We start from the raw sequence: 24,196 nt of genomic DNA on the forward strand, positions 1-24,196 counted from the left end.
TCAGCGCCCCAGATCACGCAGGCGCATGCCTGCAAAAAGGTTGGCCTCCAGCTTTTCGAGCGAGACGCCTTTCGTTTCGGGAACGAACAATACGGTCACAACGATGAAAAGACCATTGAAGAGGGCAAACATCAGGAACGTCACCGACGCCCCCATCATGGCCATGCCGAGCGGAAACACGTTGGAGATGGCCCAGTTTGCGGCCCAGTTCGTCACGGTCGAGCAGCCAATTCCGAAATCCCGTCCCCGCGTTGGCTGCACTTCAGAACACAGCGTCCAGACCAGTGGCCCTTCGCCAATGGCAAACCCGGCGACGAACAGAAGCACAAACCCGCAGAGCAGAAGCTGGGATTCAAAACTGTTCGCTCCGACAGCCAGCAGTGTTCCAACGCCGGCCAGAGAAAAGGCAGCAATCGCGCAACTGAGGATCAGCAGCGGCCGCCGCCCCCAGCGATCGACACAGGCGATCGCAACACCCGTCAATGCCATGTTCGTCAACCCAACAAGGGTTGTCGCCCAGATGGCTGCGTTCGTTCCGAAATGCGCGGCCTGAAACACGCGCGGCGCATAATACAGGAGCGCGTTGATGCCCGAGAGCTGCTGCATGATCTGAAGCAACATGCCCAGAAAAACCGTCCGCCGGAAATTGGGGTTGCTTTTGAAAAGCCCGATCCCCGCGTCGCTACTTTTCTGGAGCCGCGACTGAATATCGACCAGTTCCGCTTCCGCCACTTCCTCATCGGATCGCAGGCTCTGCAAAACCCGGCGTGCGTGCTCCGTTTCCCCCCGCATCATCAGCCAGCGCGGGCTGTGCGGCAGGATCAGAACAATCACAAGAAAGAAACTGGCCGGGACCGCCATGATACCCAGCATCCAACGCCAGTGCCCTCCCGAAGCCAGCAGGCTGTCCGAGACGAAAGCCAGAAAAATCCCGAGAGAGACCATGAGTTGGTAAAACGAAATCATGGCTCCGCGAACGGATTCAACCGTGATTTCGGAAATATAAAGCGGGGCTGCAAATGCCGCGACACCGACCGCAAGCCCCAGAAAAATCCGGCCTACGATCATGATCGCAGCGCCCGGAGCAAGAGCGCAAAGCAGTGTGCCGATCAGAAACAGGATTGCGGCCCCGAGCATCGCGCCCGTTCGCCCGAACCGAACCGAAATCCGACCAGCAAACAGCGACCCAACCGCAGCCCCTGCCATCATAGAGGACACGATCCAGCCTTGCAGAACGTCGCCCGCATGAAAATCGGTTGCAATGAAAGGAAGGGCGCCCGCGACAACGCCGGTATCAAGACCGAACATCAGTCCCGCTAACGCTGCCAGAATACCAAGGGTTGTCGCCCGTGCGGTGCTGCGGGTCTGTCCTGTCGACAGACCTTCGCTGGAAGACGCAGCAATCCCAACCATACCCTTAGTCACCCCAAACATATCCCCTCATACCGGCGAGGAGAACAGAACCGAATGTTCCGAAATCGGAAACAGACGGTCCTGTATTTAATGATCAATCAGGGGTGTGGTCTATATCGAAACCAACAGAAAATCACTTTTCCGCGTAAGGATTTTTCGTTCCGCGCAATTGTACACGCACCGGAACGCCCGGCATGTGGAACGTTTCACGCAGGCCATTTACCAGATAACGCTTGTAGGAATCGGGAAGCTGTTCCGCACGCGTGCCAAACAGAAGGAATGTCGGAGGGCGTGCCTTGACCTGCGTCATATAACGCAATTTGAGGCGACGACCGTCCACCAGAGGCGGCTGATGGCGCTCCAAAGCATCTTCAAACCAGCGGTTCAGTTCACCGGTCGAGATGCGTGAGTTCCAGATCTCGTAAACCTCCCGCACCGCAGGAAGGAGACGATGCACACCCGCTCCCGTGAGTGCGGAGAACGTCACGACCGGAATGCCTCTGACCTGCGCAAGAGAAATTTCCAGACGGTCCAGAATCGCTTTTTTCGTCGCGTTCCGATCCTCGACTGCATCCCACTTGTTCAGCGCGATGACACAGGCGCGGCCTTCGCGCTCGATCAGACGGCCAATCTGGAGATCCTGCTCATGCACGCCGAGCGTCGCGTCGATCACCAGCACAACCACTTCCGCCATTTTCAGGGCTTCGATGGAGGCCGAAACAGACATCCGCTCCAGATGCTCCTCGACGCGGGCACGCTTGCGCATTCCGGCCGTATCGACGAGTCGGATTTCGCCCTGATCGTCATGAAGCGTGACTGCGATGGAATCGCGTGTCAGCCCGGCTTCAGGGCCGGTAATCATCCGCTCTTCGCCAAGCAGACAGTTCAAAAGCGTGGATTTTCCGGCATTTGGGCGCCCGATAATCGCCAGACGTAGCGGACCCGCCGGGCGTTCCTCTTCTTCACTCTCGGCATCAACCTTCGGCGCTTCCCGACGACGCTGTTTTTCAGCCGGAGGCAGACGCTCGGCAATCTCACCCATCAGATCGGCAATGCCTTCGCCGTGCTCTGCTGACAGTGCCAGCGGGGTGCCAAGACCAAGGGAATAGGCTTCAAGCGCCGCATTCGTCCCGGCCTGCCCCTCCGCCTTGTTGGCGATCAGCAGAACAGGCCGGTTCTGACGACGCAGCCAGCTTGCAAAATGTGCATCCGCAGGCGTGATACCAGAGCGTGCATCAATGCAGAACAGCACCAGATCCGCCATCGCAACAGCGGATTCCGACGAGGCGCGCATCCGGCCGTACAGCGTATCGGGTGCTGCTTCTTCAAGCCCGGCCGTATCGATCAGTCGCACACGGCGGCCACGCAGAAGGGCTTCGCCCTCCTTGCGGTCGCGCGTAACGCCCGGCATGTCGGAAACGATCGCCTGACGGCGGCCGACAAGCCGGTTGAACAAAGTGGATTTCCCGACATTCGGGCGCCCGGCAATAACAACAACGGGCAGGTTCTCAGAGGTCATTCGTTCAGCCATAGGCCCGCAGAACGGCATCCTGCGACAGAGCCAGCACATGACCGTCACAGACGATCGGCTGAACCTGACACGGGGCAACGGTCTTGCGGGTCAGTTCAAGTTTCCCGGTCACGGCGTTCACGACCGCCATGCCTTCTTTCGGAAAGGTGGAGAAGCAGAGCAGCTTGCCATTCACCAGAAGCGGTCCCACCCAGGCGATGGCGTCCTTTTCCACATCTACCCGGACAAAGCGACGAAGCTGCGTGATCCAGCGGACATGCCCGGACAGACGATCCAGACAGGCGATCTGCTGATCCGTGGACAGCACATACATCCAGTCGCCACAGATCGCCAGAGGGCTCTGCCCGCTGACTTCACGTTCCCACAACCGTCGGCCTGAACGCATGTCTATCGCCACCAGCACGCGGGACATGGACACGGCATAGGCCGTGCCGTCCTTGATGACCGGCGCGCCCCGGATGCAGGAGAAATCCAGCATGGCGCCCATGCCGTTCGTGCCACCCAGACTGTCGCTCCAGACCATCTCGCCTGAAGCCGCACGCAGGGCAACCAGATCGCCGCTGCCAAAGCCCGCGAGAATGACGCCATCCACAAAGGCCGGAGCGGACTGGCCGAAAATGACCGTGTCGGACGCCGTTGCCTGATACGCCCAGACCTGATGGCCCGTATTCGCATTCAGCGCGATCAGACGCTCGTCAATGGTTCCGAAGACCATCAGGCCTTCTGCAATCGTGGGTGCGGAACGACCCGGCGTTCCCGTACTCACGCGCCATTTCACCTTGCCTGTCAGCGCCTCGACCGCAAGAGCCTGCGCTACACCGTCCACGATGTAGAGCGTGTCTCCGTCAAGCGCGAGGCCACCACCGATATTGGTGGAACGACTTGCCGAAGATGCAGGCTGACGTGTCCAGACAAGGCGGCGGCCCGGCCATGTCCAGGCCTTAACCACGCCTTGCGCGTCCGTCGTGTAGAGATGTCCGTTTCCAATCACCGGAGGAGACTGGATCGCGCCACGATTAGTCGGCATGATGGCGATCATGGACAGGAAACTGGATGGATCGGTCGGCGCACCGATGGTCTGACTCCAGGCCAGATCCGGGCCATTCCAGGCAGCATTCACCGCGACGTGGGACGGACGACCGCCTTCCTGAAGCCATTCCCGAACCGGCTGCACCGGACCGAGATTGATCGGCGTATGATCGTCGTGATCAACCGTCAGCCCTGCCCCCGTGGACAGCACATCCACACGATGCCCGGCCAGAGGTGGCTTCTTGTCGTCTTCAAACAGACTGCATCCGCCAAGAACTGCGAGCGCACTGCCTGAGCAGGCCGTCCGAAGCAGAGCCCTGCGGTTCACGGAGAGAGAAGAGCGGGAAAGAACAGGACGGCGCATCAACCGGCGTCTCCAAATGTCTCAAGCAGGGCCTGCGCACGCGCACGTACCCCTTCGGTCGCGTTTGCACTGCTAACGATCTGGGTCAGGATACGCCGGGCTTCCTTCTGCTGATCGGCCGTCGCGCCGGACCGCAGATCCAGCGCCACAAGACCTTCCTGAGCGAGAGGCGCCCATGCTCCACCACCCTGCGCCAGAGCTTCATAGCCCGAACGGACCGCCTGCGGGTCAGCAGGAGAGGCCGTCTGGGCGTTCAGGCCCATATAGCGCGCCATGTCCCGCAGAGACGGTTCGGCTGAAGAATCATCCGCAACACTTTTCCATGATCGGAGAGCCGCAGCGTCCTGATGTGCCTGAACCTGAAGGTCGGCCAGACGCAGCGCAGCATAGGAGCGTGCACCCGCAGGGCCGTGCTCCGCCAGATCCTGCAAGGTTGCGGTGGCTTTACTGAGGGCCGCAGCGTCCCGCTTCGGATCAGACAGAGCGGCCATGGCTGTGAAATAGCGTGCCGATGCTGCCTTTTGTGCGACATGGCGCGCATGGCTGTTCCAGCCCCACACACCACCCCCGATGGCACCAACGAGCACAACGACGCCAGCTACGGCACCAATCCGCCGTGCCATGGCCCGCAACCGCTGCGCCTGCATTTCTTCGTCAATCTGCGTGATGAAATCGTCTGCCACCTGGTCCCCTGCTGGATCGGTCTTCAAACTGTTTGCACGACCATACAGGTGCCGAACCGTCGCGGCAAACGCTTCACACGCCCGGACAGATATTCGCGTAGCGCGCAGTGCTGAAAAACCAGTTTTCGTCAGAAAATCCGACCGACATTCAGACTTCCTTAACGCGACCCAAAGCATCCTGACGGCCATGAAAAAGTCCGTCCCGCTCCTGCTGCTTCCACTGGTGTTCTGCGTCCTTGGCGGCTGCGCGCCGGACCGTATCGCGTCCGCGATTACCGGAAAGGACTGCAACACGGCCTATCTGTATGACAATGAGAGTTTCTGTGCCCGCCCGATCGGGCCACCTCCGCCACAGCCTTACTGCACGACGAGCTTTGAAGGTACGACCTGCTGGGCGCGTCCTGACCTTATGCCCAATGTCGCCCGCCAGACCTATGAAGGCCCGACGACGCTGACACCGCTCCAGAATCAGGAACGCATGGGGCAGTAAGAGTCGCAAACTGCCCCAACTGGATTTCAGTGATGGCCGAGCTTCCGCCCGGCTGCCGCCAGATTGGCGGAAAGCGTCTGGAATGACGCCGCAATATGAGACTGAACGGCGGCACTTCCCGCGTGGACATGCGCGATCCGCGCACTGGCGTCCTGACTGATGGCCGTTTCTTCGCGGTTGGCCTGAGCCGCAACGCAGGCGTTGTAAACGCGGGCGGCCTTTTCATAAGCCGTAACACGGTCAACACTCTCGTTATATTGCGCGACTGTTCCGGCCTTGACAGCTGGGGCCTGCGGCTCGGCGCCACATTTTGGAGCCGTCCATGCCGCCTCACCCGCCTGTGCCGTTCCGACACCAACAACTCCTGCAAAAACCAGTCCGAACAGCACCGCCTTACGGCTGGCGGCAACGCAACGTCTCATACAGATCCCTTTCCTGATTGAAGCGTTGCGCGCCCTACGCCCAGATCAAGGCGCAAATTTGGCAGGCTGACCTGTTGGCGCACCCGAAACCTCATTGTCCTGCATCACGACCGTTCCACGCACGATCGTCGCCATCGGCCAACCCGTGACACGCGTGCCATCGAACGGCGTCCAGCCCGCAGGCGTGGCGATCCAGTCATTGGTGATTTCGCGCTCGGCCTTCATGTCCACGAGGGTAAAATCGGCATCGAACCCAACGGCCATCCGACCCTTGGTCTGCAACCCGTAAACCCGCGCGGGGCCAGCGGCCATCAAATCCACCAGACGTGACAGCGGCAGACGACCGGCATTCACGTGATCGAGCATGACTGGCACGATTGTCTGCGTCCCTGTCAGACCAGCCGGGCATTTCGGCCAAGGAAGCTGCTTGGCCTCAAGCGGATGCGGCGCATGGTCGGACGACACAACGTCCACCCGCCCATCCCGCACAGCTTTCCAGCTCGCTTCCCAGTGCGGACGATCCCGCAATGGCGGGTTCATGACCGCCAGACCACCGAGCTTTTCATAACATTCCGGCGCGACCTGTGTGAGATGGTTCACCAGAACCTCGACTGTGGAAATATCGCGATATTCTGCCAGATATTCCAACTCCTCCGCTGTCGAGACATGCAGGATATGCGCCGGACGGTTGGTTTTTCGAGCCAGTGCCATGATGCGACGGGTGCCGAGAAACGCACATTCCACATCCCGCCATACGCTGTGCGTTTCATAGGGCTGACCTTCATGGAACATCGGCTTGCGCGCCTGAAGGCGGTATTCGTCTTCCGAATGATAGGCCACGCGGCGATGGCCAGAACGCATGACCGCTTCCAGTCCCGCATCATCTTCGATCATGAGATTGCCGGTAGACGACCCCGCGAAAACTTTCACGGCGCACACGCCCGGCTGCTGCTCCAGCAACGCCAGATCCGGCGTATTTTCACGCGTCGCACCGACATACATCCCGACATCCACATGGGCCGTCTTGCGGATATGATCACGCTTCCAGTCGATCATCGTCACGTCGGTGATGCTCGGAGACGTGTTGGGCATGTCGAAAACCGTTGCAATCCCGCCCAGCGCCGCAGCGCGCGTTCCGCTTTCCAGTGTTTCAACTTCCGGCTTGCCCGGATCGCGCAGATGAACATGCGCGTCGATCAGACCGGGCAGAACATGCAGGCCACGCGCGTCAATCACCCGATCCGCTTCATCCGTCGAGGCAACGGACAGCGACGCGACCTTGCCGTTGCGAACTCCGATATCTGCTTCAGCCTCGCCCCAGGGAAAGACGCAGCGTCCACCGCGGATGATCAGATCGTAATGCATGTTCCATCCTTGCAAATCAGTAAGCTATTCATAAAGCGCGCAAGAGAGTTTCGAACGTATCCCCGTCCACGGGAACACCCTCGATATGATGGCGATGCCAGAGCGCATAAAACAGTAATGTCCAGGCCTGCCGTGCGACACCGCGCTGGCTGGCGCGGGCAAAAAGACGCCCTACATCCTGCTGCTGCATCATGGCGCGGATACAGGGCTGACGCGCGACCAGCGGCCCCAGACGCGGCGCCTGTTTCTCGATCCATGCCCCTACAGGCACCGTAAATCCCTGCTTTGGCGCAAATGGCCGGGCCTGAGGCAGTGCGTCCTGAAGCCAGCGGCGCAGAAGCCATTTCCCGTAACCGTCACGCACCTTGAACGTCTCAGGCAAAGACCAGACCGCTTTGGCCACAACCGGGTCCAGCAGCGGGGTGCGCCCTTCCAAAGAATGCACCATCAGACAGCGATCCAGCTTGAGCAGCAAATCGTTGGGCAGCCATTCCGCGATATCCAGCGCCTGCGCGCCCTCCAGCCCGGATGTTCCGAGCGCCACTTCCGTCATGGCGATCCCGTGCCGCCACTGCCGCCCTCGCTGCGGAAAATTTCGGCCGAACGTCCCGGACCGATACGGTGCACGCCCCCCCTTCCACCAGGGTTTCATGACCCGCCGATAGCGACCATAGCCCGCAAAAAGCTCGTCCCCGCCTTCACCACTCAGGATGACCGTGACGTCCTTTTTTGCTTCGCGGGCCAGAAACCATGTCGGGATGATCGCATAATCCGCAGCCGGATCGTCCATACAGGCCACGATGGATGGCAGATCGCGCCAGACCATGTCTTCGGTGACGGTCAGGACATGATGCTCCGCACCGACTGACGCTGCCAGAGCTGCGGCATCGGCGGACTCATCTGCCGATCCGGCATCAAAACGCGCGGTCCATGTTTTGGGATGTGGCAGTCCCAGCCGATGGGCCGCCGCCAGAATGACCGAACTGTCGATCCCGCCCGACAGGAACAGCCCAAGCGGTACATCCGCCCGCAGATGCGCCGCCACACTATCGAGAAGCGCCGTGTCCAGCCGCGCCAGCGCGTCCGTATCCGTCAGACCGGCCGGAACCGTATCGCGTGCCTCGTGCAGAACGTGCCGACGGCGTGACTCTACGATTCGTCCGTCCACGATCCTGAGCGTCTCACCCGGAAGAAGACGCCGGATGCCCTCGAAAATGGTGTCCTGTCCGGTCGTGAACTGAAGCTGCATCAGTTCATCGCGCGCGCCTTCGCGAACGGCGCGTCTGCCAAACCCGCCCGCCAGCAACGCCTGTGCTTCGGATGCGAAGGCGATCCCCCCTTCGTAAGCCGCAATATAGAGCGGCTTGATTCCAAACGGATCACGCGAGAGCACCATTTCATGGCGCCCATGCTCATTTTCCACAATCGCAATGGCGTACATGCCCCGCAATGCGTGGGTATAACCCGCACCGTCCTGCAACCACAGATGCAATGGCGGCTCGCAGTCGCTGTGTGTCTGAAAGCAGGTTGTGGGGAACCGTTTGCGGAGGACCGGATCGTTATAGATTTCACCATTCGCGATCAGAGCTGCCGCGCCAAGCTTGAAGGGTTGCGCACCGCCTGCGATATCGACGATGGACAGCCGACGGTGACGCAGGGCGGCCCCCGCCAGATCCAGCCGCCCCTCCCCATCCGGTCCACGGTGAAAAATCGCCTGTGACATGCGCTCCAGCGCCGCGTGGTCCGGGCGATGCCCCGGCAAACAGGACAGGCCTGCGATGCCACACATCAGGCCCGCACCCCGTCCAGAAACGCGGACCATCTCGCCATGACCACGTTCTGCGAAAACTCCCGCTCAAACCGCGCCCTCCCGTTCACGGAAAGCTGCTGCGCCAGCGTGGGACTTTCCAGAACACTGCCGATCTGCGCCGCAAGGTCCTTCTCGTCCTCGACTGCAACCAGAAGCCCGTCTTCCGTGCCTTCAAGAATTTCCTGCGGTCCCTGAATGCTGCTTGCCACGACCGGCACCCCGGCGGAGAGCGCTTCGATCACGACATTGCCCAGCGGTTCGATCCGGGACGGGCAGACCAGAACATCACAGGCCCGCAGCCATGGGCCGCTCTGGCCAATCCAGCCGGGAAGATGCACGCGATCCGCAACCCCTTCCGCTTTCGCCTGCGCCTCAAGAGCGCCACGCTCCGGCCCTTCGCCCGCAATCACAAGGTGAGCGCCGGGTACATGCTTCATGCTCCGGATCAAGACATCGAAAGCCTTGTTTTCATGCAGACGGCCCAGAGCGAGCACAAACGGCGCACCGGACGGGAGAAAATCGGGACGCTGCGGAGCTACGTCTGAAAAATCCGTCGCGAAATTCGGCAGATGATGCACGCGATCGGCGGCCCAGCCCTGCGTCTTCATCCAGTCCGCCAGACCTCGCGTATTGCCGATCAGATGATCGCAGCGACGATAGTTCGACAGGTCGTAATATCCGCCCAGACGCCCGGCCATCTGCCACGGCCCTGACGGCACCAGACGCGCCGCCCGACTCATCCACGCCACAACGACATCCGGCCGGAACGCATTCAGACTACGCCGCAAGCCGGGCCGGGTCCGCAGGTCCAGCAGACCGCCGAACCGATACGTCCGGGTGTCGACTCCTGCTTCCTCAAGCCGTGCGAGCCGACCGGCATCGTGTCGGATCAATGCCTGAACGGGACGGCCATCCCGCATCTGGGCCATCGTCAGGCGCTCGAAGAAAAGCTCTGCGCCCCCTCGGGGAGCCCCCGCCATCACATGGGCCACACGGCCCCGGTATTCGTTGGACGATGCAGACATCATCCTTCTTCTATCGGCCATGACCGACGGGGCATCAAGTCAGTCTGTTGCAAGGTCCGGAACAAACACGCTTTTTTCATTCAGGATTGCCGTCGCAGCTTTCAGAACCTGCGCCACATCCAATCCGGCCATAGGAGCATGACCTTCCGGCCCCGGGGCTTCCACAAAACGCGCAAGACGACCGGCGGGCGCATATTCCGACGCCCGGGACGGCCCAAACAGACCCAGCGTCGGCGTCCCCGCAGCGGCGGCGAGATGCATCAAGCCGGAATCATTACCTACAAACAGCGCGCAACGCTGAAGACGTGTCGCCACATCGCCTAGTGCATGGTTCCCGCCCAGATCCAGCGCATCGGGAAGTCCTTTTAGCACAGGCTCCGCCCGCGCACGCTCGTCCTCACCGGGTCCATAAAACACGACGGGGCGTAGATTTTCCGACCTTAGTGCCTGAGCCAATGCTACGAACCGTTCGGGCGGCCAGATTTTGCCATCCCAGTTCGCCGTCGGCCCCAGCGCCAGCCAACGGCCTTCGGGCAATGCCGCAACGGCTTTCGCCCGCTGCGCTTCGGACATCCAGACACGCGGCATGGGCGTGCGGCGATATCCGAGCGCTTCTCCAAGCTGTTCGACCCTCCGCCCCGGACGGCGCCCACCTCGCACGATGACCCGACGCCGCGCCCACAACGTCAGCCCGAGCAACGATCCGCGCAGATCCACGACCATGAACCATCGTGTTCGGAAACAGGCCCGCCACAAATCAATCCAGTGCCGGTCATGGCGGCGCTTTTCCATGGTGATGATCCGCTCACAGCGCGGGTCCGCTTCGAAAAGCCCCGCCGCCACAGGGCCACAGACCACCGTGAACATCGCCGCCGGATAACGCTTCTGCAACGCATCCAGCACCCCCGTGGAAATCACTGCATCGCCCAGACGGTTGGACGTGATGAACAAAATCCGCATCATTCGCGATGCCACACCGCGTCCTTGATGGTGCTCACGAACGCCTCATGCACCTGAAGTTCTTCCGCTGTCGGGGGCGCCATTTTCCGTGGCGGACGACTGGCGAGCGCATTGATCCCGTCCGTCATGCTGCGACTGCGGGACGGCCCTGCCAGACCTAAGCCACGTTGCCGCCCGCCCATCAGTTCGACATACACTTCCGCCAGAAGTTTACAGTCCAGCAGTGCGTTATGTGTGCCGCGCTGCGACAGATCGATGCCGAAACGTCGGCACAGTGCATCCAGGCTTGCCGGAAGGCCCGGATATTTCTTCCGCGCCATTTCCACAGTGTCGATGGCCCGGCTGGCGTAGTCGAGCGGCTCGCGCCCACAGGCTTTCAGCTCGGCATTGACAAACTTGAAATCGAAGCGGGCATTATGCGCGATCATCGGACTGTCTCCGATAAACTCTAGAAAACCGTCCGCGACTTCGGCGAATTTCGGCTTCCCCTCCAGATCCTCGATCCGGAACCCGTGCACCTTGGTCGCTTCGGGCGGGATATCACGCTCGGGATGGATCAGCACATGATAGGCCTCACCCGTCGGCAAATCGTCGATCAGTTCGAGAGCCGCGATCTCGATGATGCGGTCGCCCATATCCGGGTCAAATCCCGTGGTTTCCGTATCGAACAGGATGGATCGTTTCATGACGCCTCACGCAGCCGGTGCAACAGGGCATGGACCTGCCGGGCGGCGTGTCCACGGGACAGGCCGGTTCGTATCACGATGTCGGCCCGGCGTCTGCGTTCATGGTCACTCATCTGACGGGCCAGCAATCCTTTGGCATCTGTCACGCTCATACGCCCCCCACTGCGTCCGCGCTGTCGGATACGCGAAAGCCGTGTACTCATCGGGGCCTCAGCAACCACGACCAGATCACAGCGTCGGTCTTCCCCGATTTCCATGAGCAGCGGAATATCCAGCACGCAGAACGGCTCTTTCCGCGCCCGACACTGCTTCAGAAAACGCGCCCGTTCTGCTCGCACCAGCGGATGCATGATGGCTTCCAGACGCTTCAGCGCGTCAGGCTGCGTCCGCACAATTTCTCGCAACGCGCCTCGATCCAGACGCCCTTCAACCACCGTTCCCGGAAACATTTTTTCGATCAAAGGGAGTGCCTTTCCCCCTTCGCCCTGAAGCCTCCGAACACACGCATCCGCATCGAAAACCGGCACTCCGGCTCTCCGGAACAATGTTGCAACCGTGCTTTTCCCGGCTGCCATCCCGCCCGTCAGACCAATAATCCGCACGCCCTAGCGCAGGCTCGCCGCCAGAAGATCGAACGTCGTCCGGTCGGCCTCAGGGTCAACGCCGAACCATGCCCGAAACCCGGCCCGCGCCTGATGGACGAGCATCCCCAGACCATCCACCGTTCGCAATCCGCGCGCCTGAGCTGCCAATAGCAGAGGCGTCTCGCGCGGTGTGTAGACGATATCGGTTACGCAGAGCCCCGGTGCGGCCTCTCGCAGCGCGGAATCCCAGTCCATGCCGGGTTTGCCACCCATGCCCATGGAGGTGGCGTTCACCAGAAGCGAACAACCCGACAGCAGGGACGGCCATTCGTACCACGCGACGGCCTCGCCGCCGCCAAGAGCCTCGACCAGCGCTTCGGCCCGCTCCCGCGTCCGGTTCGCGATCACAACCTCGCAGCCCCGGTCCAGCAGCACTGCCGCCACAGCCCGCGCCGCACCGCCCGCGCCGAGGATCAGGGCGCGGCCCGCAATCGCGACATCATGTGCGCTCAGATTGTCGCAAAAGCCCGTTCCGTCCGTGCAGTCACCGATGATCCGTCCCGCTACGAAACAGATCGTGTTTACGGCTCCCGCCCGTTTCGCAGTTGGCGTGAGTTCATCACAGGCGCGCATCGCGGCTTCCTTGTGCGGAATCGTGACGTTCACGCCCTGAAAACCCGCTGCTGCCAGTCCACGCAACGCCTGATCGAAGCCTTCCGGCCGCGTCGGCAGCGGCACATAGGCGCCATTCACACCGTTCACCCGGCACCAGTGATTGTGCATCAGCGGAGAGCGCGAATGTTCGACGGGCCATCCCATGACGCCCGCGAGTTTCGTATGTCCGTCAATCATGCCGCCAGCCTTTCCCAGACTTTCGGCAGCAAGTCGGCCAGACGCTCGGCCCATGCCCGCTGTCCGGCTGTTTCAAGGATCAGATCCTGCCGGATCTCGATTTCCAGATAGGGCAGACCCGCTGCTTCTGCATGGCGCGGCACCGTGTAGTCGGACGTATCGGTCAGAACGTAAGGCTCATTATCGCCCACGCACAGCGCACTGTCTTCGCGCAGCAGGTCCAGTGCGATCGACGCCATACGGCTGTCCGAATTGTGCAGAATGCCGATCTGCCACGGGCGGTCTTTCCCGTTCATCTGCGGCGTAAAACTGTGCAGCGCAATCAGCGCCGTCGGACGCGAGCCCCGCTCGGCGAGAACTTCTGCGATCGTGTCATGATACGGATGCAGGATTTCTCGCTCACGTTTCGCCCGACAACTCTCCTGCGCCGTCTGATTAACCGGAACCGGCGTGCCATCACTCACACCCGGCATGGATGTCGGATGGCCGGGCGCGCGGTTGCAGTCGATCACAAGCCTTGAATAGACCTGCTCGATCAACGCCGCGCCCAGCGTTTCATGCAGCACGCGCCCGACACCGACGATGCCGATATCCCAAGCGATGTGCCGGTCCCAGTCCTCGGTCTGCACCCCCATGTCTCCCAGCGCATCCGGCACCGCCCGCCCTGCGTGATCGCTCACGAACACGAACGGAGACGGTGTCTTTTCAGGAAAAAGAAGGAAGGGTGCCGGGTCATTGGCGCCAAGAAGGGGAGCAGACATCAGGACTTTACTCTTACTATCCAGCCAGAGCCTGCACAGTATGCCTCACAGCGTCCGCAGACCAGTCCATGTTCCCGATGGATTCCGCCACGACTTCGCCTTTCGCATTCAGGATCAGCGACCGGGGCACGCCATGCAGAGACATAACGTCCGGTGTCAGGCTCTTCAGATCATCCGGGCGCACCTGCCGGATCGACTGGATCAGCGCCGTTTGATCCGCTGTTTCCATCATCACTGCTGAAAGCGGATCGACCAGGATCGGCAGGGCATCAATGCCGTGGCTGTCATAAAACGCCCTGACCTTGGGAATCGTGCTGCCACGCACAGCGACGGCGACGATCTGCGGTCCCTCGGCGCCCAACGCCTTGGCCGTTGCATTCACCGAAGGAAGTTCGCGGATGCAGGGCGGGCACCATGTCGCCCAGAAATGCAGGATGAACGGTTTGCCATACCAGTGCGACAGCGGCACGTCCTGATCCTGCTCGTTCTTCACGCTCAGCGGCGGCAGAACTTTCGGCACAGCCAGTTTACCGAAAGAATTTGGTTCGAAAGCCAGCCCCTTGCCAGCTTCTTCCTTTGCCGCTGTTGCAGCAATCGCCCGTCCCGAAACCAGAAGGGCACCGGCTCCGCCCAAGAGATGACGGCGCGTCAGGGGAAAAGTCATGTTGGAAATCCGTTCTTTCATTTCTGCTTTATCGCGACTCAGGCGGTCATGTCGGCAAGCACCCGGCGCAGCGCACCAACGGCATCGGAAGCGCCCCAGTCCAACGGACCGGCCGCCGGCGCGCGAATGCGCCCTGCACCATCAATCAGGAATGTTACAGGTATGGCAAGCGCCGCAGCCCGGTACCAGTCTTTCAGAGCCGTCCCGTCCACTGTCCATGCGGGCAAATCTGCGATGCCGTTTCGGTCCAGAAACGCACGAACATCGTCGGGCGATCCACTTGAAACCGCGACCGGAACAACAGGGAAATCTATCCCCCATGCCCGCATGAACCCCGCCAAAGCAGGCAGTTCATGACGGCAGGGCGGACACCATGTCGCCCAGACATGCAGCAGGAAAGGCGCTCCCCGACGCGAGACAAGTGACGAATGCGCACCTTCAGGGCCGGACAGCGAAAGCGTAACGGATTCCGAGACGGGCCGCCCCGGCATCAGCCGCTCAATCGGCATCCCACGGCGCACAACCGTCCCGGCCAGTTTCGAAGCTCCGACCCCGACCAGAACCGCAAGACCTGCCGTTCCCAAAACAAGGCTCCGCCGACTGGCCAGCCCACCGCTCACGCGGGTTTGGACGCCTGAAGGCCCGACAGGATCTTTTCAAAAGAGGCCTGACTGTCCGGCGCGCTCCACGCCATTTCTCCTTCAACACTGGCGCGCAACCGCCCCTGCGAATCAATCACGCAGGTCATGGGAAGGCTTGGCTCGCCGGACATGAACCATTGGGAGAACTCATGCTGGCCCAGCGTCCAGGGCGCGATATGCGGCAGATTGCCCTGCGCCAGAAAGATCATCACTTTCGGCAGCGGACTCGCCACAGCGACTGGAATGACAGGGATGCTAGCCCCCGTTTTCTCGATAAACGCATTCAACGCTGGAAGTTCGAGCCTGCAGGGCGGGCACCATGTCGCCCAAAGATGCAGAATAAAGGGCCGCCCCCTCAACGAGGAGAGCGACAGCGTCGTGCCGTCTGGCCCTTTAAGCTGGAAATTCACAGGCTCCAGCTTAGGCGCACCGGGCGCGAGCGAGGGCAGCACGGGCTGTGCTCCATCCGCTGCGCGGGCGGAATTCCCCAGCCCGCAATTGCAGAGGGAGGCTGCCGCAGCTAGGCTGGCAGCTCCTCCAAGAAGGGTTCGCCGGTCGATCTGCTTCCGAATCATCTGCTTACGGTTATCATGAAAAACGCTCCTGTCGACACACAATCAGATGCCGCCACGTCCTTTGAAGGCACTGCCGCCAATCCGCAATGGGGTGGCCGCTTTGCCTCAGGCCCTGCCGCCATCATGGGTGAGATCAACGCCTCCATCGGATTTGACAAGATCCTGTGGCGACAGGACATCCGCGGTTCTCTCGCACACGCTGCCATGCTCCAGAAAGTCGGCCTGCTGACCGAGACGGAACTTGCCGAAATCCGTCAGGGCCTTGGCGATATCGCGCAGGAAATCGGCGAAGGCCGCTTCGAGTTCTCCCCGGCCCTCGAAGACATCCACATGAACATCGAGGCACGTCTGTCCGAGCGGATTGGCGAGGCCGGCAAGCGCCTGCACACGGCGCGCTCGCGCAACGATCAGGTCGCCACCGATTTTCGCCTCTGGGTCCGCGATGCCATCGACGGCCTTCAGGACCAGACCGCCGCCCTGATGCGCTCCCTTGCCACCCGCGCGCTGGAGCACGCCGCAACGCCGATGCCCGGCTTCACCCATCTTCAGGTCGCCCAACCGGTCACGTTCGGACATCATCTTCTGGCCTATGTCGAGATGCTGTCGCGCGATCGCGGCCGTCTGCGTGACGCCCGTGCGCGGCTAAACGAATGCCCACTTGGCTCTGCGGCCCTTGCCGGAACGTCCTTCCCGATCGACCGTCGCATGACGGCTGCGGCGCTGGATTTCGACCGCCCGACCGCCAATTCGCTCGATGCGGTTTCGGACCGCGATTTCGCGCTCGAATTCCTCTCCGCCCTGTCACTTCAGGCCATGCACCTGTCGCGTCTGGCGGAAGAAATCGTGATGTGGGCCTCCGCGCCCTTCGGTTTCGTCACGCTGTCCGATGCCTTCACGACCGGCTCCTCCATCATGCCGCAAAAGCGCAACCCAGACGCCGCCGAACTGGTTCGCGCCAAGATCGGCCGGATCATGGGCGATTTCGTGGGTCTGCTGACGGTCATGAAAGGTCTGCCGCTCGCTTATGCCAAGGACACGCAGGAAGACAAGGAACCCGTCTTCGACGCCACCGAGGCCATGACGCTTTCCCTCGCCGCCATGGACGGCATGATCCGGGACCTTAAGGCCAATGCCCCCCGGATGCGCGAAGTCGCGGGCATGGGCTTCTCGACAGCGACCGACCTTGCCGACTGGCTGGTCCGCGAGTTGCGCGTTCCCTTCCGCACTGCCCATCACGTCACAGGTCGGCTCGTCGGCATGGCGGAACAGAAAGGCTGCGATCTGTCAGATCTGTCGCTGGGCGAAATGCAGTCCGTCGAACCCCAGATCAACGCGGGCGTTTTCGATGTCCTGACCGTTGAGGCCTCTCTTGCGTCCCGCACCAGCGAAGGCGGCACCGCACCGGCCAATGTGACGCATCAGGCCAAAGCCTGGCTCGCAAAACTCGGAGAATCCGCATGAAAACCCTGCTGCTCGTCAGCATGGCGGTTATGGCTCTCAGCCTGACCGCCTGCGGCAAAAAAGGCGCCCCACATGCCCCCGGCCCCGCGCAGGACATCACCTATCCGGGCACCTATCCGCCGGAATAAAGCTCTCTTTCAAAGCCTGCCGCACCAGTGGATGGTCCAGAACCTGTCGGGCCGTCCACCCTTTCTGCCGCAGAACCCGCACGCCTTCAGCCCCATCCCGTTTGGACAGCTTCTGCCCATCCGCACCCATGATAAGGGCATGATGGGCATAGACCGGTTCCGGCCAGCCCATCAGGTCCTGTAACACCCGCTGCACTGACGTCGCCTCGTACAAATCCCGCCCGCGCGTGACTGTGGTCACGCCTTGCAGCGCATCGTCATGCGTGACGCACAGATGATACGACAGACCCGTATCCCGCCGCGCCAGAACAATATCACCGAACGCCCCGGCCTGCCCTGCAATCCGCCCGCACCCCAGTTCGTGCCAGCCAGGCACTTCCTGCAACACATCAAGCGCCCGCCCCATATCGAGCCGCCAGACCGCTTCCCGAGCTTCATGAACTGCGCCATGCCGACAGGTCCCCGGATACACGACGCTCCCGTCCGGCGCGGTTTGCGTCGCGGCGTCGGCGATCTCCCGCCGCGTGCAGAAACACGGATAGAGCAGCCTCCGCTCCCGCAGAGTTTCCAGTACGGACTGATATTCAGACAAATGTCTGGACTGCTGCCGAACCGGCGCGTCTGACGACAATCCAAGCCAGTCCAGATCCTCCCGCAGCGCTGTTGTTAGCTCCGGCGTACAGCGCGTCGTATCAATATCCTCGATACGGATCAGGAACCTTCCGCCCTCACCCGCCATGATCCGCGAATAGAGCCCTGACACCACATGTCCCAGATGCAGAAAGCCCGTAGGACTCGGCGCAAATCGTGTTGTGGCGGGAAGCGTCATGAATGTGTCACCAGCGTTTGCTTGCGGTTCGCGCAGTTTACTGGAATAGTTTCCTCAAAGAAGCCGACGACACGTGTTTTCCCGCTGTTTGTCCCGTTTTCATTCGGCGCCCAACCCCGCATGTGTCGTCCTTGCAGAAAGGATGCGTGTGGTGTCCGTCAGCGGTCAGCATTTTCCGGCTCTTGTCCTGAACGCGGATTTCCGTCCGCTGTCCTATTTCCCGCTCTCGCTCTGGTCCTGGCAGGAGGCCGTCAAGGCCGTCTTTCTCGATCGCGTCTCGGTCCTTTCGGAATATGAAGACGCCGTCGTCCACTCTCCGAGCCAGAGCATGCGCCTGCCCAGCGTGATCGCCCTGAAAGACTATATTCCCAGCGCGCGCAAACCTGCTTTTACGCGCTTCAACGTCTTTCTACGGGACAATTTCTCGTGTCAGTACTGCCACGACCGATTGCCCACGCACGAACTGACCTTCGATCACGTCATCCCCCGCGCCCGCGGTGGCCGCACGACATGGGAAAATGTCGTCACCGCCTGTAGCCCCTGCAACCTGCTCAAGGGCTCAAAACTGCCAAGCGAACTTGGCATGCACCCACATCGCAAGCCAGTCCAGCCCAGCAGCCGCCTTCTTCAGGAAAACGGCCGGACCTTCCCGCCCCATTACCTTCACGAAAGCTGGCGCGATTATCTGTACTGGAATACCGAACTCGAAACCTGAGCAGACGTTCTGTTGATCCCCATTCTGCCCAACTTCTGCAAGGATGATTTTCCATGCGTACAGGACTTCTGCTCACAACACTCGTCCTCGGTCTTTCCGTCACAGCTCTCCCGGCCTCCGCCGAGACCCTGCATCTTTTTGGCCCTTTCAAGGGCGAACATGGCGCCACAACGCCGATCAAGGGCTCGGCGTCCGCCATGCTGGACACCACGAAAAACACCCTGACCTACCGCTTCGAAGATAATGGCCTGTCCGGTCCCGTCACGGCCATCCATCTTCATGGCCCCGCAGATGCAGGGGAAGACGCAGGCGTTCTGGCCCCGATCAACGGTCCCTACACCACCCGCATGACCGGCACACTCCAGCTCACGCCTGATCAGGTGAAGGATGTTCAGGCCGGACGGAGCTACATCAATCTTCACACGGAAAAATTCCCGGACGGAGAAGCCCGCGCCCAGCTCACCACGGAACTGACCGGCCACCATCACCACGCGGAATAAGACTGTCATCACGGCAAATTAAAAAAGGTCTGCCCCTCACAGGGCAGGCCTTTTTCATGAGACTGGCAACAGATCCAGTCTGGCGGGCAGTTTTATTCACCTGTCGTGGAATTTTTCGTAGCGGGAGCCTTGGCGGGCTGTCCCGGATCAAGATCATGCACGGCTTTTTTCGTCCAGACGCTGGTGTCATGCACCGCATCCTTTGTGCCGTTCTTGGTGGCCTTCCACCCCTTCTCGCCTTCCTTGCCAGTCCAGTGAGCCGCATCGGAGACGCCATTTTTCGTAGCGTCCCAGCCTTTGATGCTCTCTTTCTTCGTCCATTGCGCCGCATCGGACGTGTCATGACGAACCGCAGCCCAGGACTGACGCACACTCCGGCACAGATCGGTTTCACAGGGCTTCTCAGCGGAGTCAGCCGCCATAGCCTGCGAAGCCATTCCCAGCGGCAGCGCGGCCAGAGCAGCAAGAAGCAGAGGGGCGGAAGAGGAAATGAACCGGATCGACATCGTAAGTCTCCTGTTTTCAGAGACATACACCCTGTCATCCTCCACAAGGTCGGGCAAGCCCAACACAGCTTTCCCGTCGCAACACACAGTAGTCATAACAAAAAAAACCCCGCATCACTGCGGGGTTTTCAGCACGTCAAACCTGAAGAGCTTCAAGCACTAACGAAGCAGGATCATTCCCACTCGATCGTGCCGGGCGGCTTGGACGTGATGTCGTAGGTCACGCGATTGATGCCGCGCACTTCGTTAACAATACGCCCCGCAACGCGGTTCAGGAACTCGAAGTCGAACGGATAGACTTCCGCCGTCATGCCATCCGTGCTGGTCACGGCACGCAGGGCGCAGGCCTGATCGTAGGTGCGGCCATCGCCCATGACACCCACGGTCCGAACCGGCAGCAGAACTGCGAAGGCCTGCCAGATCGCATCGTAAAGTCCGGCGCGGCGGATTTCCTCAAGATAAATCACATCCACCTTGCGCAGCAGATCGAGCTTTTCTTTGGTCACATCGCCCGGAATACGGATCGCCAGTCCCGGTCCCGGGAACGGGTGCCGTCCGACGATGCTTTCGGGAATCCCGAGTTCGCGGCCCAGCATGCGGACCTCGTCCTTGAATAGCTCACGCAGCGGCTCGACCAGTTCCATGTTCATGCGGTCTGGCAGACCGCCGACATTATGATGGGACTTGATGGTCACGGACGGACCACCCGAGAAGCTCACGCTCTCGATCACATCCGGATACAGCGTGCCCTGTGCGAGGAACTGCGCACCACCCAGCTTCGCAGCTTCTTCCTCGAAAACCTCGATAAACAGACGGCCGATCGTCTTGCGTTTGGTTTCCGGGTCCGTCACGCCAGCCAGTTCCTTGAGGAACAGCTCTGACGCATCACGATGCACAAGACGAATGTTGAAGCGGCCACGGAACGTCTTGACGACCTCGTCAGCCTCGCCCGTGCGCATAATGCCCGGATCCACGAAAATGCAGGTGAGCTGATCGCCAATCGCATCATGGATCAGTTTTGCAGCCACCGAACTGTCCACACCACCGGACAGACCACAGATCACCCGACCCGAGCCGACCTGCTTGCGGATACGCGCGATTTCCAGATCGCGGAAACCCGCCATCGTCCAGCTGCCGCTGCAACCCGCGACATTATGGGTGAAGTTGCGGATCAGCGCTGCACCATGCGGCGTATGCACAACTTCGGGATGGAATTGCACGCCATACAGACGACGTCCCTCATCCGCGATGATCGCGAACGGCGCGCCTTCGGAATGGGCGACGGCACGGAAGCCCGGCGGAAGCTGCGTCACGCGGTCGCCGTGGCTCATCCAGACCTGTTCACGCTTACCGCGCGCCCAGACGCCACGAAACAGCGAGCAGTCTTCGGCAATATCGATATAGGCCCGACCGAATTCGCGATGATCGTGGTTTTCGACCTTGCCACCCAGCTGCTGGCACATGGCCTGCTGGCCGTAGCAGATGCCCAGCACAGGGCGGTTCAGAGCAAAAACCACCTCTGGAACTGGCGGTGCATTCTCGTCATGGACGCTGGCCGGGCTGCCAGACAGGATAATGCCGCGCGGATTGAAAGCGCGGATTTTTTCCTCGGTCGCCGTGTATGGCCAGATCTCACAGTACACACCGCTTTCGCGGACGCGGCGCGCAATGAGCTGCGTCACCTGACTGCCGAAATCCAGAATGAGGATACGGTCTTCGTGAAGAGTTTCGTCGAGCTTCTCGACGGTGCTGGCGTCCTGCTGGGTCAATGTCATGGCCTCGCGTTCCGGTTTCATGGTGCCTTTTGAGGCTCTCCTATAAGGTGTTGTGTCGTCTGCGTCATCCATTCTGCATCATCGAACAGGAACAACATGCGCCTGCCAGCATTTTTCGCCATTTCCGCCACGGCCCTGCTTACCGCATGTGCGGGCACGCCTGACCCCGGCCACGATCCAACCGGTTCCTGGGTTGGTGCTCTTGTTACGGATCAGGGAACATGCCCGACCGAGCACCCCTCCACCCTTCGTATAAGAGGCAGAGAGATCCTGTTCACACCCGCCGACGGCTCACAGGTTCTTCACGGCACCTACACACCCGGCAACCAGCACTATCATGCAGAACTCGCCATGACGGATCTGGACCACCATCCCACAGCCGCCGTCTTCAACGGCTACCCCGTCGGACAGGCGATCGGCGGTATTTTCGGCTCACCGTCGTGCCGCGCTCATATCACCATGACGCGAAACTGAAATTTTTTCGAAAGCGGGGTTGTCAGGTCAGTTAAGCCTCTGTAAAACCCCGCCTCACAGCGCACCCGTAGCTCAACTGGATAGAGCACCAGACTACGAATCTGGGGGTTAGAGGTTCAAGTCCTTTCGGGTGCACCAGTCTTCTCCTGATGAAGACTTATACAATGTGTCCGCACCCGTAGCTCAACTGGATAGAGCACCAGACTACGAATCTGGGGGTTAGAGGTTCAAGTCCTTTCGGGTGCACCACATTGCTTTCCCCTTACGATACTTTACTTACTAATTCAGTGGCGCACACGTTCAAGGCAGCGATAGACCTCGTCCCATTCATAGGGCTTGGCCAGAAACATCGTGCCGCCCGGCAACTCCCCCAGTTCCTGAATCCGGGTTCCTGACGTCAGAACAAGACCGATATCGGGGTGCTGCTCACGAATCGCGTGCGCAAGACCCACGCCATCCATATCACCGGGCATATTGACGTCGGAAAAAATCGTGCAGATGTCCGGGTGCCGGGCGAGAACAGCCAGTGCCTCGTCAGCATCCGCCGCAAGCGACGTCTCGTAACCAGCCTCTTCCAGCATGTCAGCAGCGAGGAATCGCAGAAGCGCCTGATCTTCAACGACCAGAACATGCTTTCTGTCGATTTTTTTACTCTCCCCCTGCGCGTTTCCCTGCGGAACGACGCTGGATGATGCTCCCTTCATGGACATGACATACATGGCAGTTACTTTCCGGGATTAAAAAACCTTTAACACCATAATGGTGTCGTCTCCTCAACAACGCGGAAACACGGCTCATGTTTGCATGAGTGAATTTTTTCTGACGCAAACCTTACGCACTATACCCTGTGGAAATACACAAATTTCAGTGTGGTAAAGGGGCGGCAAAACCGCCCCGCTCCGGCGTCGCCAGAACATCGATACCCACAATCCCCCACTGGCCGTCTGGCTGGCGTGCCAGAAGAGGGCCACCGCTGTCTCCGCGTGTTGCCGAACAATCATGATGGATCAAACCATTCCCTAACAAACCATTGATATAACAGGAAATATCTCCATACGGGACTTCCGACCGATCCTGCGGATATCCGACCAGCATCGCAGCCGCGCCCATCTGTGCTGCGCCGTAAGGAACAAGATCGGCCGACGCGATTACCTTGCGGTCCAGCACCAGCGTTGCACGATCCTCGGACGCCGTGCCGCCCTCGTTTTCAGGGTCGTAACCGGGCGCAATAACAAACTGTGTCACCTGCGCATGAAGACGGTAATGTCCGAGCATATAGCCCATCAGGACATGAACATCCTCAGGTTGGATATAGTGACGCGTCGCAGGCAGCCATAGACAGTGCGCCGCCGTCACCATGACGGTCGGTGCCACGGCGAATCCCGTGCAACGACTACCGAGGGAAGTTTGTACACGCCCCAGAATCTTCCAGGGCGCCTTATTCACATCCACCACGCTTCGATGGCTGTCAGGTCCGAGTCCCGGCAGCGCGACACCCGGAGCGGCGAACGCTGCTGCGCCGCAGATCCAGAACATCAGCAGCGCAGCGGCGCCTTTCATCCCAGATGATCCGGGCCGAACGCATCAGGCAACAGTTCGGCCAGCGTCCGGGTCAGAAGAATGTCCCCTTTAGGCGAAATCATATGCACCCGCAGTTCCGGCAGACCGAACTCCCGCAGTTTCTGCCGACACCCGCCACAGGGCGTACACGGCGCATCGCCGCCCACGACCACGATTTCCTCAATCCGCCGTCCCCCAGCACGGATCATGGAGGCAATCGCACCGGCCTCAGCACATGTTCCCAGCGGATAGGCGGCGTTCTCGACATTGCAGCCTGAATGAACAACACCCTCACACCGCAAGGCCGCGCCCACCTGAAAGCGCGAATAGGGTGCATAAGCACGCGAACGGGCCTCAAGGGCCTCCCGGATCAGTTCCTGTATCATGCCGATG

At 60.7% G+C, this 24,196-nt stretch carries 28 protein-coding genes and 2 tRNA genes; 8 read left to right on the forward strand and 22 right to left on the reverse strand.

What is annotated here, in order from left to right; genetic code table 11:
- The 4 genes from JK176_RS08515 to JK176_RS08530 form a co-directional block, all read right to left on the reverse strand.
- The gene (locus tag JK176_RS08515) at positions 1-1,413 is read right to left on the reverse strand and encodes a sugar porter family MFS transporter (protein ID WP_211587498.1); all 1,413 of its coding nucleotides are present in this window, start codon (positions 1,411-1,413) and stop codon (positions 1-3) included.
- A gap of 133 nt (positions 1,414-1,546) precedes the next feature.
- On the reverse strand, positions 1,547-2,932 hold the full coding sequence (gene der, locus JK176_RS08520; protein WP_211587448.1) for a ribosome biogenesis GTPase Der: 1,386 nt from the start codon (positions 2,930-2,932) through the stop codon (positions 1,547-1,549).
- Positions 2,933-2,936: 4 nt separating this feature from the next.
- Positions 2,937-4,337: a PQQ-binding-like beta-propeller repeat protein gene (locus JK176_RS08525; RefSeq protein ID WP_211587449.1), complete on the reverse strand. Its 1,401-nt coding sequence runs from the start codon at positions 4,335-4,337 to the stop codon at positions 2,937-2,939.
- Positions 4,337-5,020, reverse strand: a complete 684-nt coding sequence (locus tag JK176_RS08530) for a tetratricopeptide repeat protein (RefSeq protein WP_349291919.1) — start codon at positions 5,018-5,020, stop codon at positions 4,337-4,339. Before JK176_RS08530 ends, JK176_RS08525 begins: the two co-directional genes overlap by 1 nt.
- 187 nt (positions 5,021-5,207) lie before the next feature.
- On the opposite strand from JK176_RS08530, the gene JK176_RS08535 reads away from it, so the two are divergent.
- Positions 5,208-5,510: a hypothetical protein gene (locus tag JK176_RS08535; protein WP_211587450.1), complete on the forward strand. Its 303-nt coding sequence runs from the start codon at positions 5,208-5,210 to the stop codon at positions 5,508-5,510.
- Between the two features lie 26 nt (positions 5,511-5,536).
- On the opposite strand, the gene JK176_RS08540 is transcribed toward JK176_RS08535, so the two are convergent.
- From JK176_RS08540 to JK176_RS08595, 12 genes are read right to left on the reverse strand one after another with little or no spacing between them, the layout of a single operon-like run.
- Positions 5,537-5,932, reverse strand: a complete 396-nt coding sequence (locus JK176_RS08540) for a hypothetical protein (protein ID WP_211587451.1) — start codon at positions 5,930-5,932, stop codon at positions 5,537-5,539.
- A 45-nt stretch (positions 5,933-5,977) separates the two neighbouring features.
- The gene (locus JK176_RS08545; protein WP_211587452.1) at positions 5,978-7,297 is read right to left on the reverse strand and encodes a dihydroorotase; all 1,320 of its coding nucleotides are present in this window, start codon (positions 7,295-7,297) and stop codon (positions 5,978-5,980) included.
- A gap of 28 nt (positions 7,298-7,325) precedes the next feature.
- A complete protein-coding gene (gene asnB, locus JK176_RS08550; protein ID WP_211587500.1) occupies positions 7,326-9,086 on the reverse strand; it encodes an asparagine synthase (glutamine-hydrolyzing) in 1,761 nt (586 codons plus the stop codon).
- Complete coding sequence (locus JK176_RS08555) at positions 9,086-10,135, reverse strand: glycosyltransferase (RefSeq protein WP_211587453.1); 1,050 nt, start codon at positions 10,133-10,135, stop codon at positions 9,086-9,088. Before JK176_RS08555 ends, asnB begins: the two co-directional genes overlap by 1 nt.
- Before the next feature lie 36 nt (positions 10,136-10,171).
- Entirely contained in the window at positions 10,172-11,092 is a 921-nt protein-coding gene (locus JK176_RS08560) for a glycosyltransferase family 9 protein (protein ID WP_211587501.1), read from the reverse strand.
- Positions 11,092-11,778 carry a DNA polymerase III subunit epsilon gene (gene dnaQ / locus JK176_RS08565; protein WP_211587454.1) on the reverse strand — a complete coding sequence of 229 codons (687 nt, stop codon included), beginning with the start codon at positions 11,776-11,778 and terminating at the stop codon, positions 11,092-11,094. The genes JK176_RS08560 and dnaQ overlap by 1 nt, the downstream gene beginning before the upstream one ends.
- The gene (gene coaE, locus JK176_RS08570; protein WP_211587455.1) at positions 11,775-12,380 is read right to left on the reverse strand and encodes a dephospho-CoA kinase; all 606 of its coding nucleotides are present in this window, start codon (positions 12,378-12,380) and stop codon (positions 11,775-11,777) included. The genes dnaQ and coaE overlap by 4 nt, the downstream gene beginning before the upstream one ends.
- Positions 12,381-12,383: 3 nt before the next feature.
- The gene (locus tag JK176_RS08575; RefSeq protein ID WP_211587502.1) at positions 12,384-13,214 is read right to left on the reverse strand and encodes a shikimate dehydrogenase; all 831 of its coding nucleotides are present in this window, start codon (positions 13,212-13,214) and stop codon (positions 12,384-12,386) included.
- Positions 13,211-13,975, reverse strand: coding sequence for an N-formylglutamate amidohydrolase (locus tag JK176_RS08580; RefSeq protein ID WP_211587456.1), 765 nt, complete (start codon positions 13,973-13,975; stop codon positions 13,211-13,213). Before JK176_RS08580 ends, JK176_RS08575 begins: the two co-directional genes overlap by 4 nt.
- A gap of 16 nt (positions 13,976-13,991) precedes the next feature.
- Positions 13,992-14,639: a TlpA disulfide reductase family protein gene (locus JK176_RS08585; protein WP_211587457.1), complete on the reverse strand. Its 648-nt coding sequence runs from the start codon at positions 14,637-14,639 to the stop codon at positions 13,992-13,994.
- A gap of 38 nt (positions 14,640-14,677) precedes the next feature.
- Positions 14,678-15,259 (reverse strand): TlpA disulfide reductase family protein, encoded by a 582-nt coding sequence (locus tag JK176_RS08590; RefSeq protein ID WP_211587458.1) that lies wholly within the window; start codon positions 15,257-15,259, stop codon positions 14,678-14,680.
- Positions 15,256-15,855, reverse strand: coding sequence for a TlpA disulfide reductase family protein (locus tag JK176_RS08595; RefSeq protein ID WP_211587459.1), 600 nt, complete (start codon positions 15,853-15,855; stop codon positions 15,256-15,258). Before JK176_RS08595 ends, JK176_RS08590 begins: the two co-directional genes overlap by 4 nt.
- A 15-nt stretch (positions 15,856-15,870) precedes the next feature.
- On the opposite strand from JK176_RS08595, the gene argH reads away from it, so the two are divergent.
- Both argH and JK176_RS15120 read left to right on the forward strand, forming a co-directional pair.
- Positions 15,871-17,316: an argininosuccinate lyase gene (gene argH, locus JK176_RS08600; protein ID WP_206033335.1), complete on the forward strand. Its 1,446-nt coding sequence runs from the start codon at positions 15,871-15,873 to the stop codon at positions 17,314-17,316.
- Positions 17,313-17,444, forward strand: coding sequence for a hypothetical protein (locus JK176_RS15120; protein WP_255308560.1), 132 nt, complete (start codon positions 17,313-17,315; stop codon positions 17,442-17,444). The genes argH and JK176_RS15120 overlap by 4 nt, the downstream gene beginning before the upstream one ends.
- On the opposite strand, the gene gluQRS is transcribed toward JK176_RS15120, so the two are convergent.
- Positions 17,413-18,273, reverse strand: coding sequence for a tRNA glutamyl-Q(34) synthetase GluQRS (gene gluQRS / locus JK176_RS08605; RefSeq protein WP_211587460.1), 861 nt, complete (start codon positions 18,271-18,273; stop codon positions 17,413-17,415). The genes JK176_RS15120 and gluQRS overlap by 32 nt on opposite strands.
- Positions 18,274-18,415: 142 nt before the next feature.
- Here gluQRS and JK176_RS08610 point away from each other — a divergent pair, with 142 nt between their 5' ends.
- Both JK176_RS08610 and JK176_RS08615 read left to right on the forward strand, forming a co-directional pair.
- Positions 18,416-18,988, forward strand: coding sequence for an HNH endonuclease (locus tag JK176_RS08610; protein ID WP_099285209.1), 573 nt, complete (start codon positions 18,416-18,418; stop codon positions 18,986-18,988).
- 53 nt (positions 18,989-19,041) lie between these two features.
- Positions 19,042-19,488 carry a CHRD domain-containing protein gene (locus JK176_RS08615; protein WP_211587461.1) on the forward strand — a complete coding sequence of 149 codons (447 nt, stop codon included), beginning with the start codon at positions 19,042-19,044 and terminating at the stop codon, positions 19,486-19,488.
- A gap of 92 nt (positions 19,489-19,580) precedes the next feature.
- On the opposite strand, the gene JK176_RS08620 is transcribed toward JK176_RS08615, so the two are convergent.
- Entirely contained in the window at positions 19,581-19,994 is a 414-nt protein-coding gene (locus JK176_RS08620; RefSeq protein WP_211587462.1) for a hypothetical protein, read from the reverse strand.
- Between the two features lie 173 nt (positions 19,995-20,167).
- Positions 20,168-21,769 (reverse strand): glutamine-hydrolyzing GMP synthase, encoded by a 1,602-nt coding sequence (gene guaA / locus JK176_RS08625; protein WP_211587463.1) that lies wholly within the window; start codon positions 21,767-21,769, stop codon positions 20,168-20,170.
- 96 nt (positions 21,770-21,865) lie between these two features.
- Here guaA and JK176_RS08630 point away from each other — a divergent pair, with 96 nt between their 5' ends.
- From JK176_RS08630 to JK176_RS08640, 3 genes are all read left to right on the forward strand, one after another.
- Complete coding sequence (locus JK176_RS08630; protein ID WP_194261474.1) at positions 21,866-22,243, forward strand: hypothetical protein; 378 nt, start codon at positions 21,866-21,868, stop codon at positions 22,241-22,243.
- Between the two features lie 61 nt (positions 22,244-22,304).
- Positions 22,305-22,381, forward strand: a tRNA-Arg gene (locus tag JK176_RS08635).
- A gap of 34 nt (positions 22,382-22,415) precedes the next feature.
- Positions 22,416-22,492: transfer RNA gene (locus tag JK176_RS08640), tRNA-Arg, on the forward strand.
- Positions 22,493-22,527: 35 nt separating this feature from the next.
- On the opposite strand, the gene JK176_RS08645 is transcribed toward JK176_RS08640, so the two are convergent.
- From JK176_RS08645 to JK176_RS08655, 3 genes are all read right to left on the reverse strand, one after another.
- On the reverse strand, positions 22,528-22,962 hold the full coding sequence (locus JK176_RS08645; protein ID WP_211574188.1) for a response regulator: 435 nt from the start codon (positions 22,960-22,962) through the stop codon (positions 22,528-22,530).
- Between the two features lie 145 nt (positions 22,963-23,107).
- A complete protein-coding gene (locus tag JK176_RS08650; protein WP_211587464.1) occupies positions 23,108-23,803 on the reverse strand; it encodes a serine protease in 696 nt (231 codons plus the stop codon).
- Positions 23,800-24,189: a cytidine deaminase gene (locus JK176_RS08655; protein ID WP_211587465.1), complete on the reverse strand. Its 390-nt coding sequence runs from the start codon at positions 24,187-24,189 to the stop codon at positions 23,800-23,802. The genes JK176_RS08650 and JK176_RS08655 overlap by 4 nt, the downstream gene beginning before the upstream one ends.
- Between the last annotated feature and the right edge of the window lie 7 nt (positions 24,190-24,196).

This window comes from Gluconobacter sp. Dm-73, from assembly GCF_018256215.1.
Taxonomy (GTDB): Bacteria; Pseudomonadota; Alphaproteobacteria; order Acetobacterales; family Acetobacteraceae; genus Gluconobacter; species Gluconobacter cadivus.

Bases quoted from the DNA above. Each gene is read 5' to 3' on its own strand.
- JK176_RS15120 (WP_255308560.1), top strand. From the start codon at position 17,313: ATGAAAACCCTGCTGCTCGTCAGCATGGCGGTTATGGCTCTCAGCCTG.
- JK176_RS08610 (WP_099285209.1), top strand. From the start codon at position 18,416: ATGCGTGTGGTGTCCGTCAGCGGTCAGCATTTTCCGGCTCTTGTCCTG.
- JK176_RS08515 (WP_211587498.1), bottom strand. From the start codon at position 1,413: ATGGTTGGGATTGCTGCGTCTTCCAGCGAAGGTCTGTCGACAGGACAG.
- JK176_RS08595 (WP_211587459.1), bottom strand. From the start codon at position 15,855: ATGATTCGGAAGCAGATCGACCGGCGAACCCTTCTTGGAGGAGCTGCC.
- JK176_RS08535 (WP_211587450.1), top strand. From the start codon at position 5,208: ATGAAAAAGTCCGTCCCGCTCCTGCTGCTTCCACTGGTGTTCTGCGTC.
- JK176_RS08540 (WP_211587451.1), bottom strand. From the start codon at position 5,932: ATGAGACGTTGCGTTGCCGCCAGCCGTAAGGCGGTGCTGTTCGGACTG.
- JK176_RS08620 (WP_211587462.1), bottom strand. From the start codon at position 19,994: ATGTCGATCCGGTTCATTTCCTCTTCCGCCCCTCTGCTTCTTGCTGCT.
- JK176_RS08575 (WP_211587502.1), bottom strand. From the start codon at position 13,214: ATGATTGACGGACATACGAAACTCGCGGGCGTCATGGGATGGCCCGTC.
- JK176_RS08630 (WP_194261474.1), top strand. From the start codon at position 21,866: ATGCGCCTGCCAGCATTTTTCGCCATTTCCGCCACGGCCCTGCTTACC.
- gluQRS (WP_211587460.1), bottom strand. From the start codon at position 18,273: ATGACGCTTCCCGCCACAACACGATTTGCGCCGAGTCCTACGGGCTTT.
- JK176_RS08655 (WP_211587465.1), bottom strand. From the start codon at position 24,189: ATGATACAGGAACTGATCCGGGAGGCCCTTGAGGCCCGTTCGCGTGCT.
- JK176_RS08555 (WP_211587453.1), bottom strand. From the start codon at position 10,135: ATGATGTCTGCATCGTCCAACGAATACCGGGGCCGTGTGGCCCATGTG.
- JK176_RS08585 (WP_211587457.1), bottom strand. From the start codon at position 14,639: ATGACTTTTCCCCTGACGCGCCGTCATCTCTTGGGCGGAGCCGGTGCC.
- JK176_RS08580 (WP_211587456.1), bottom strand. From the start codon at position 13,975: ATGTCTGCTCCCCTTCTTGGCGCCAATGACCCGGCACCCTTCCTTCTT.
- JK176_RS08545 (WP_211587452.1), bottom strand. From the start codon at position 7,297: ATGCATTACGATCTGATCATCCGCGGTGGACGCTGCGTCTTTCCCTGG.
- guaA (WP_211587463.1), bottom strand. From the start codon at position 21,769: ATGACATTGACCCAGCAGGACGCCAGCACCGTCGAGAAGCTCGACGAA.
- JK176_RS08525 (WP_211587449.1), bottom strand. From the start codon at position 4,337: ATGCGCCGTCCTGTTCTTTCCCGCTCTTCTCTCTCCGTGAACCGCAGG.
- der (WP_211587448.1), bottom strand. From the start codon at position 2,932: ATGACCTCTGAGAACCTGCCCGTTGTTGTTATTGCCGGGCGCCCGAAT.
- JK176_RS08650 (WP_211587464.1), bottom strand. From the start codon at position 23,803: ATGAAAGGCGCCGCTGCGCTGCTGATGTTCTGGATCTGCGGCGCAGCA.
- dnaQ (WP_211587454.1), bottom strand. From the start codon at position 11,778: ATGAAACGATCCATCCTGTTCGATACGGAAACCACGGGATTTGACCCG.
- asnB (WP_211587500.1), bottom strand. From the start codon at position 9,086: ATGTGTGGCATCGCAGGCCTGTCCTGTTTGCCGGGGCATCGCCCGGAC.
- JK176_RS08645 (WP_211574188.1), bottom strand. From the start codon at position 22,962: ATGTATGTCATGTCCATGAAGGGAGCATCATCCAGCGTCGTTCCGCAG.
- JK176_RS08560 (WP_211587501.1), bottom strand. From the start codon at position 11,092: ATGCGGATTTTGTTCATCACGTCCAACCGTCTGGGCGATGCAGTGATT.
- JK176_RS08615 (WP_211587461.1), top strand. From the start codon at position 19,042: ATGCGTACAGGACTTCTGCTCACAACACTCGTCCTCGGTCTTTCCGTC.
- argH (WP_206033335.1), top strand. From the start codon at position 15,871: ATGAAAAACGCTCCTGTCGACACACAATCAGATGCCGCCACGTCCTTT.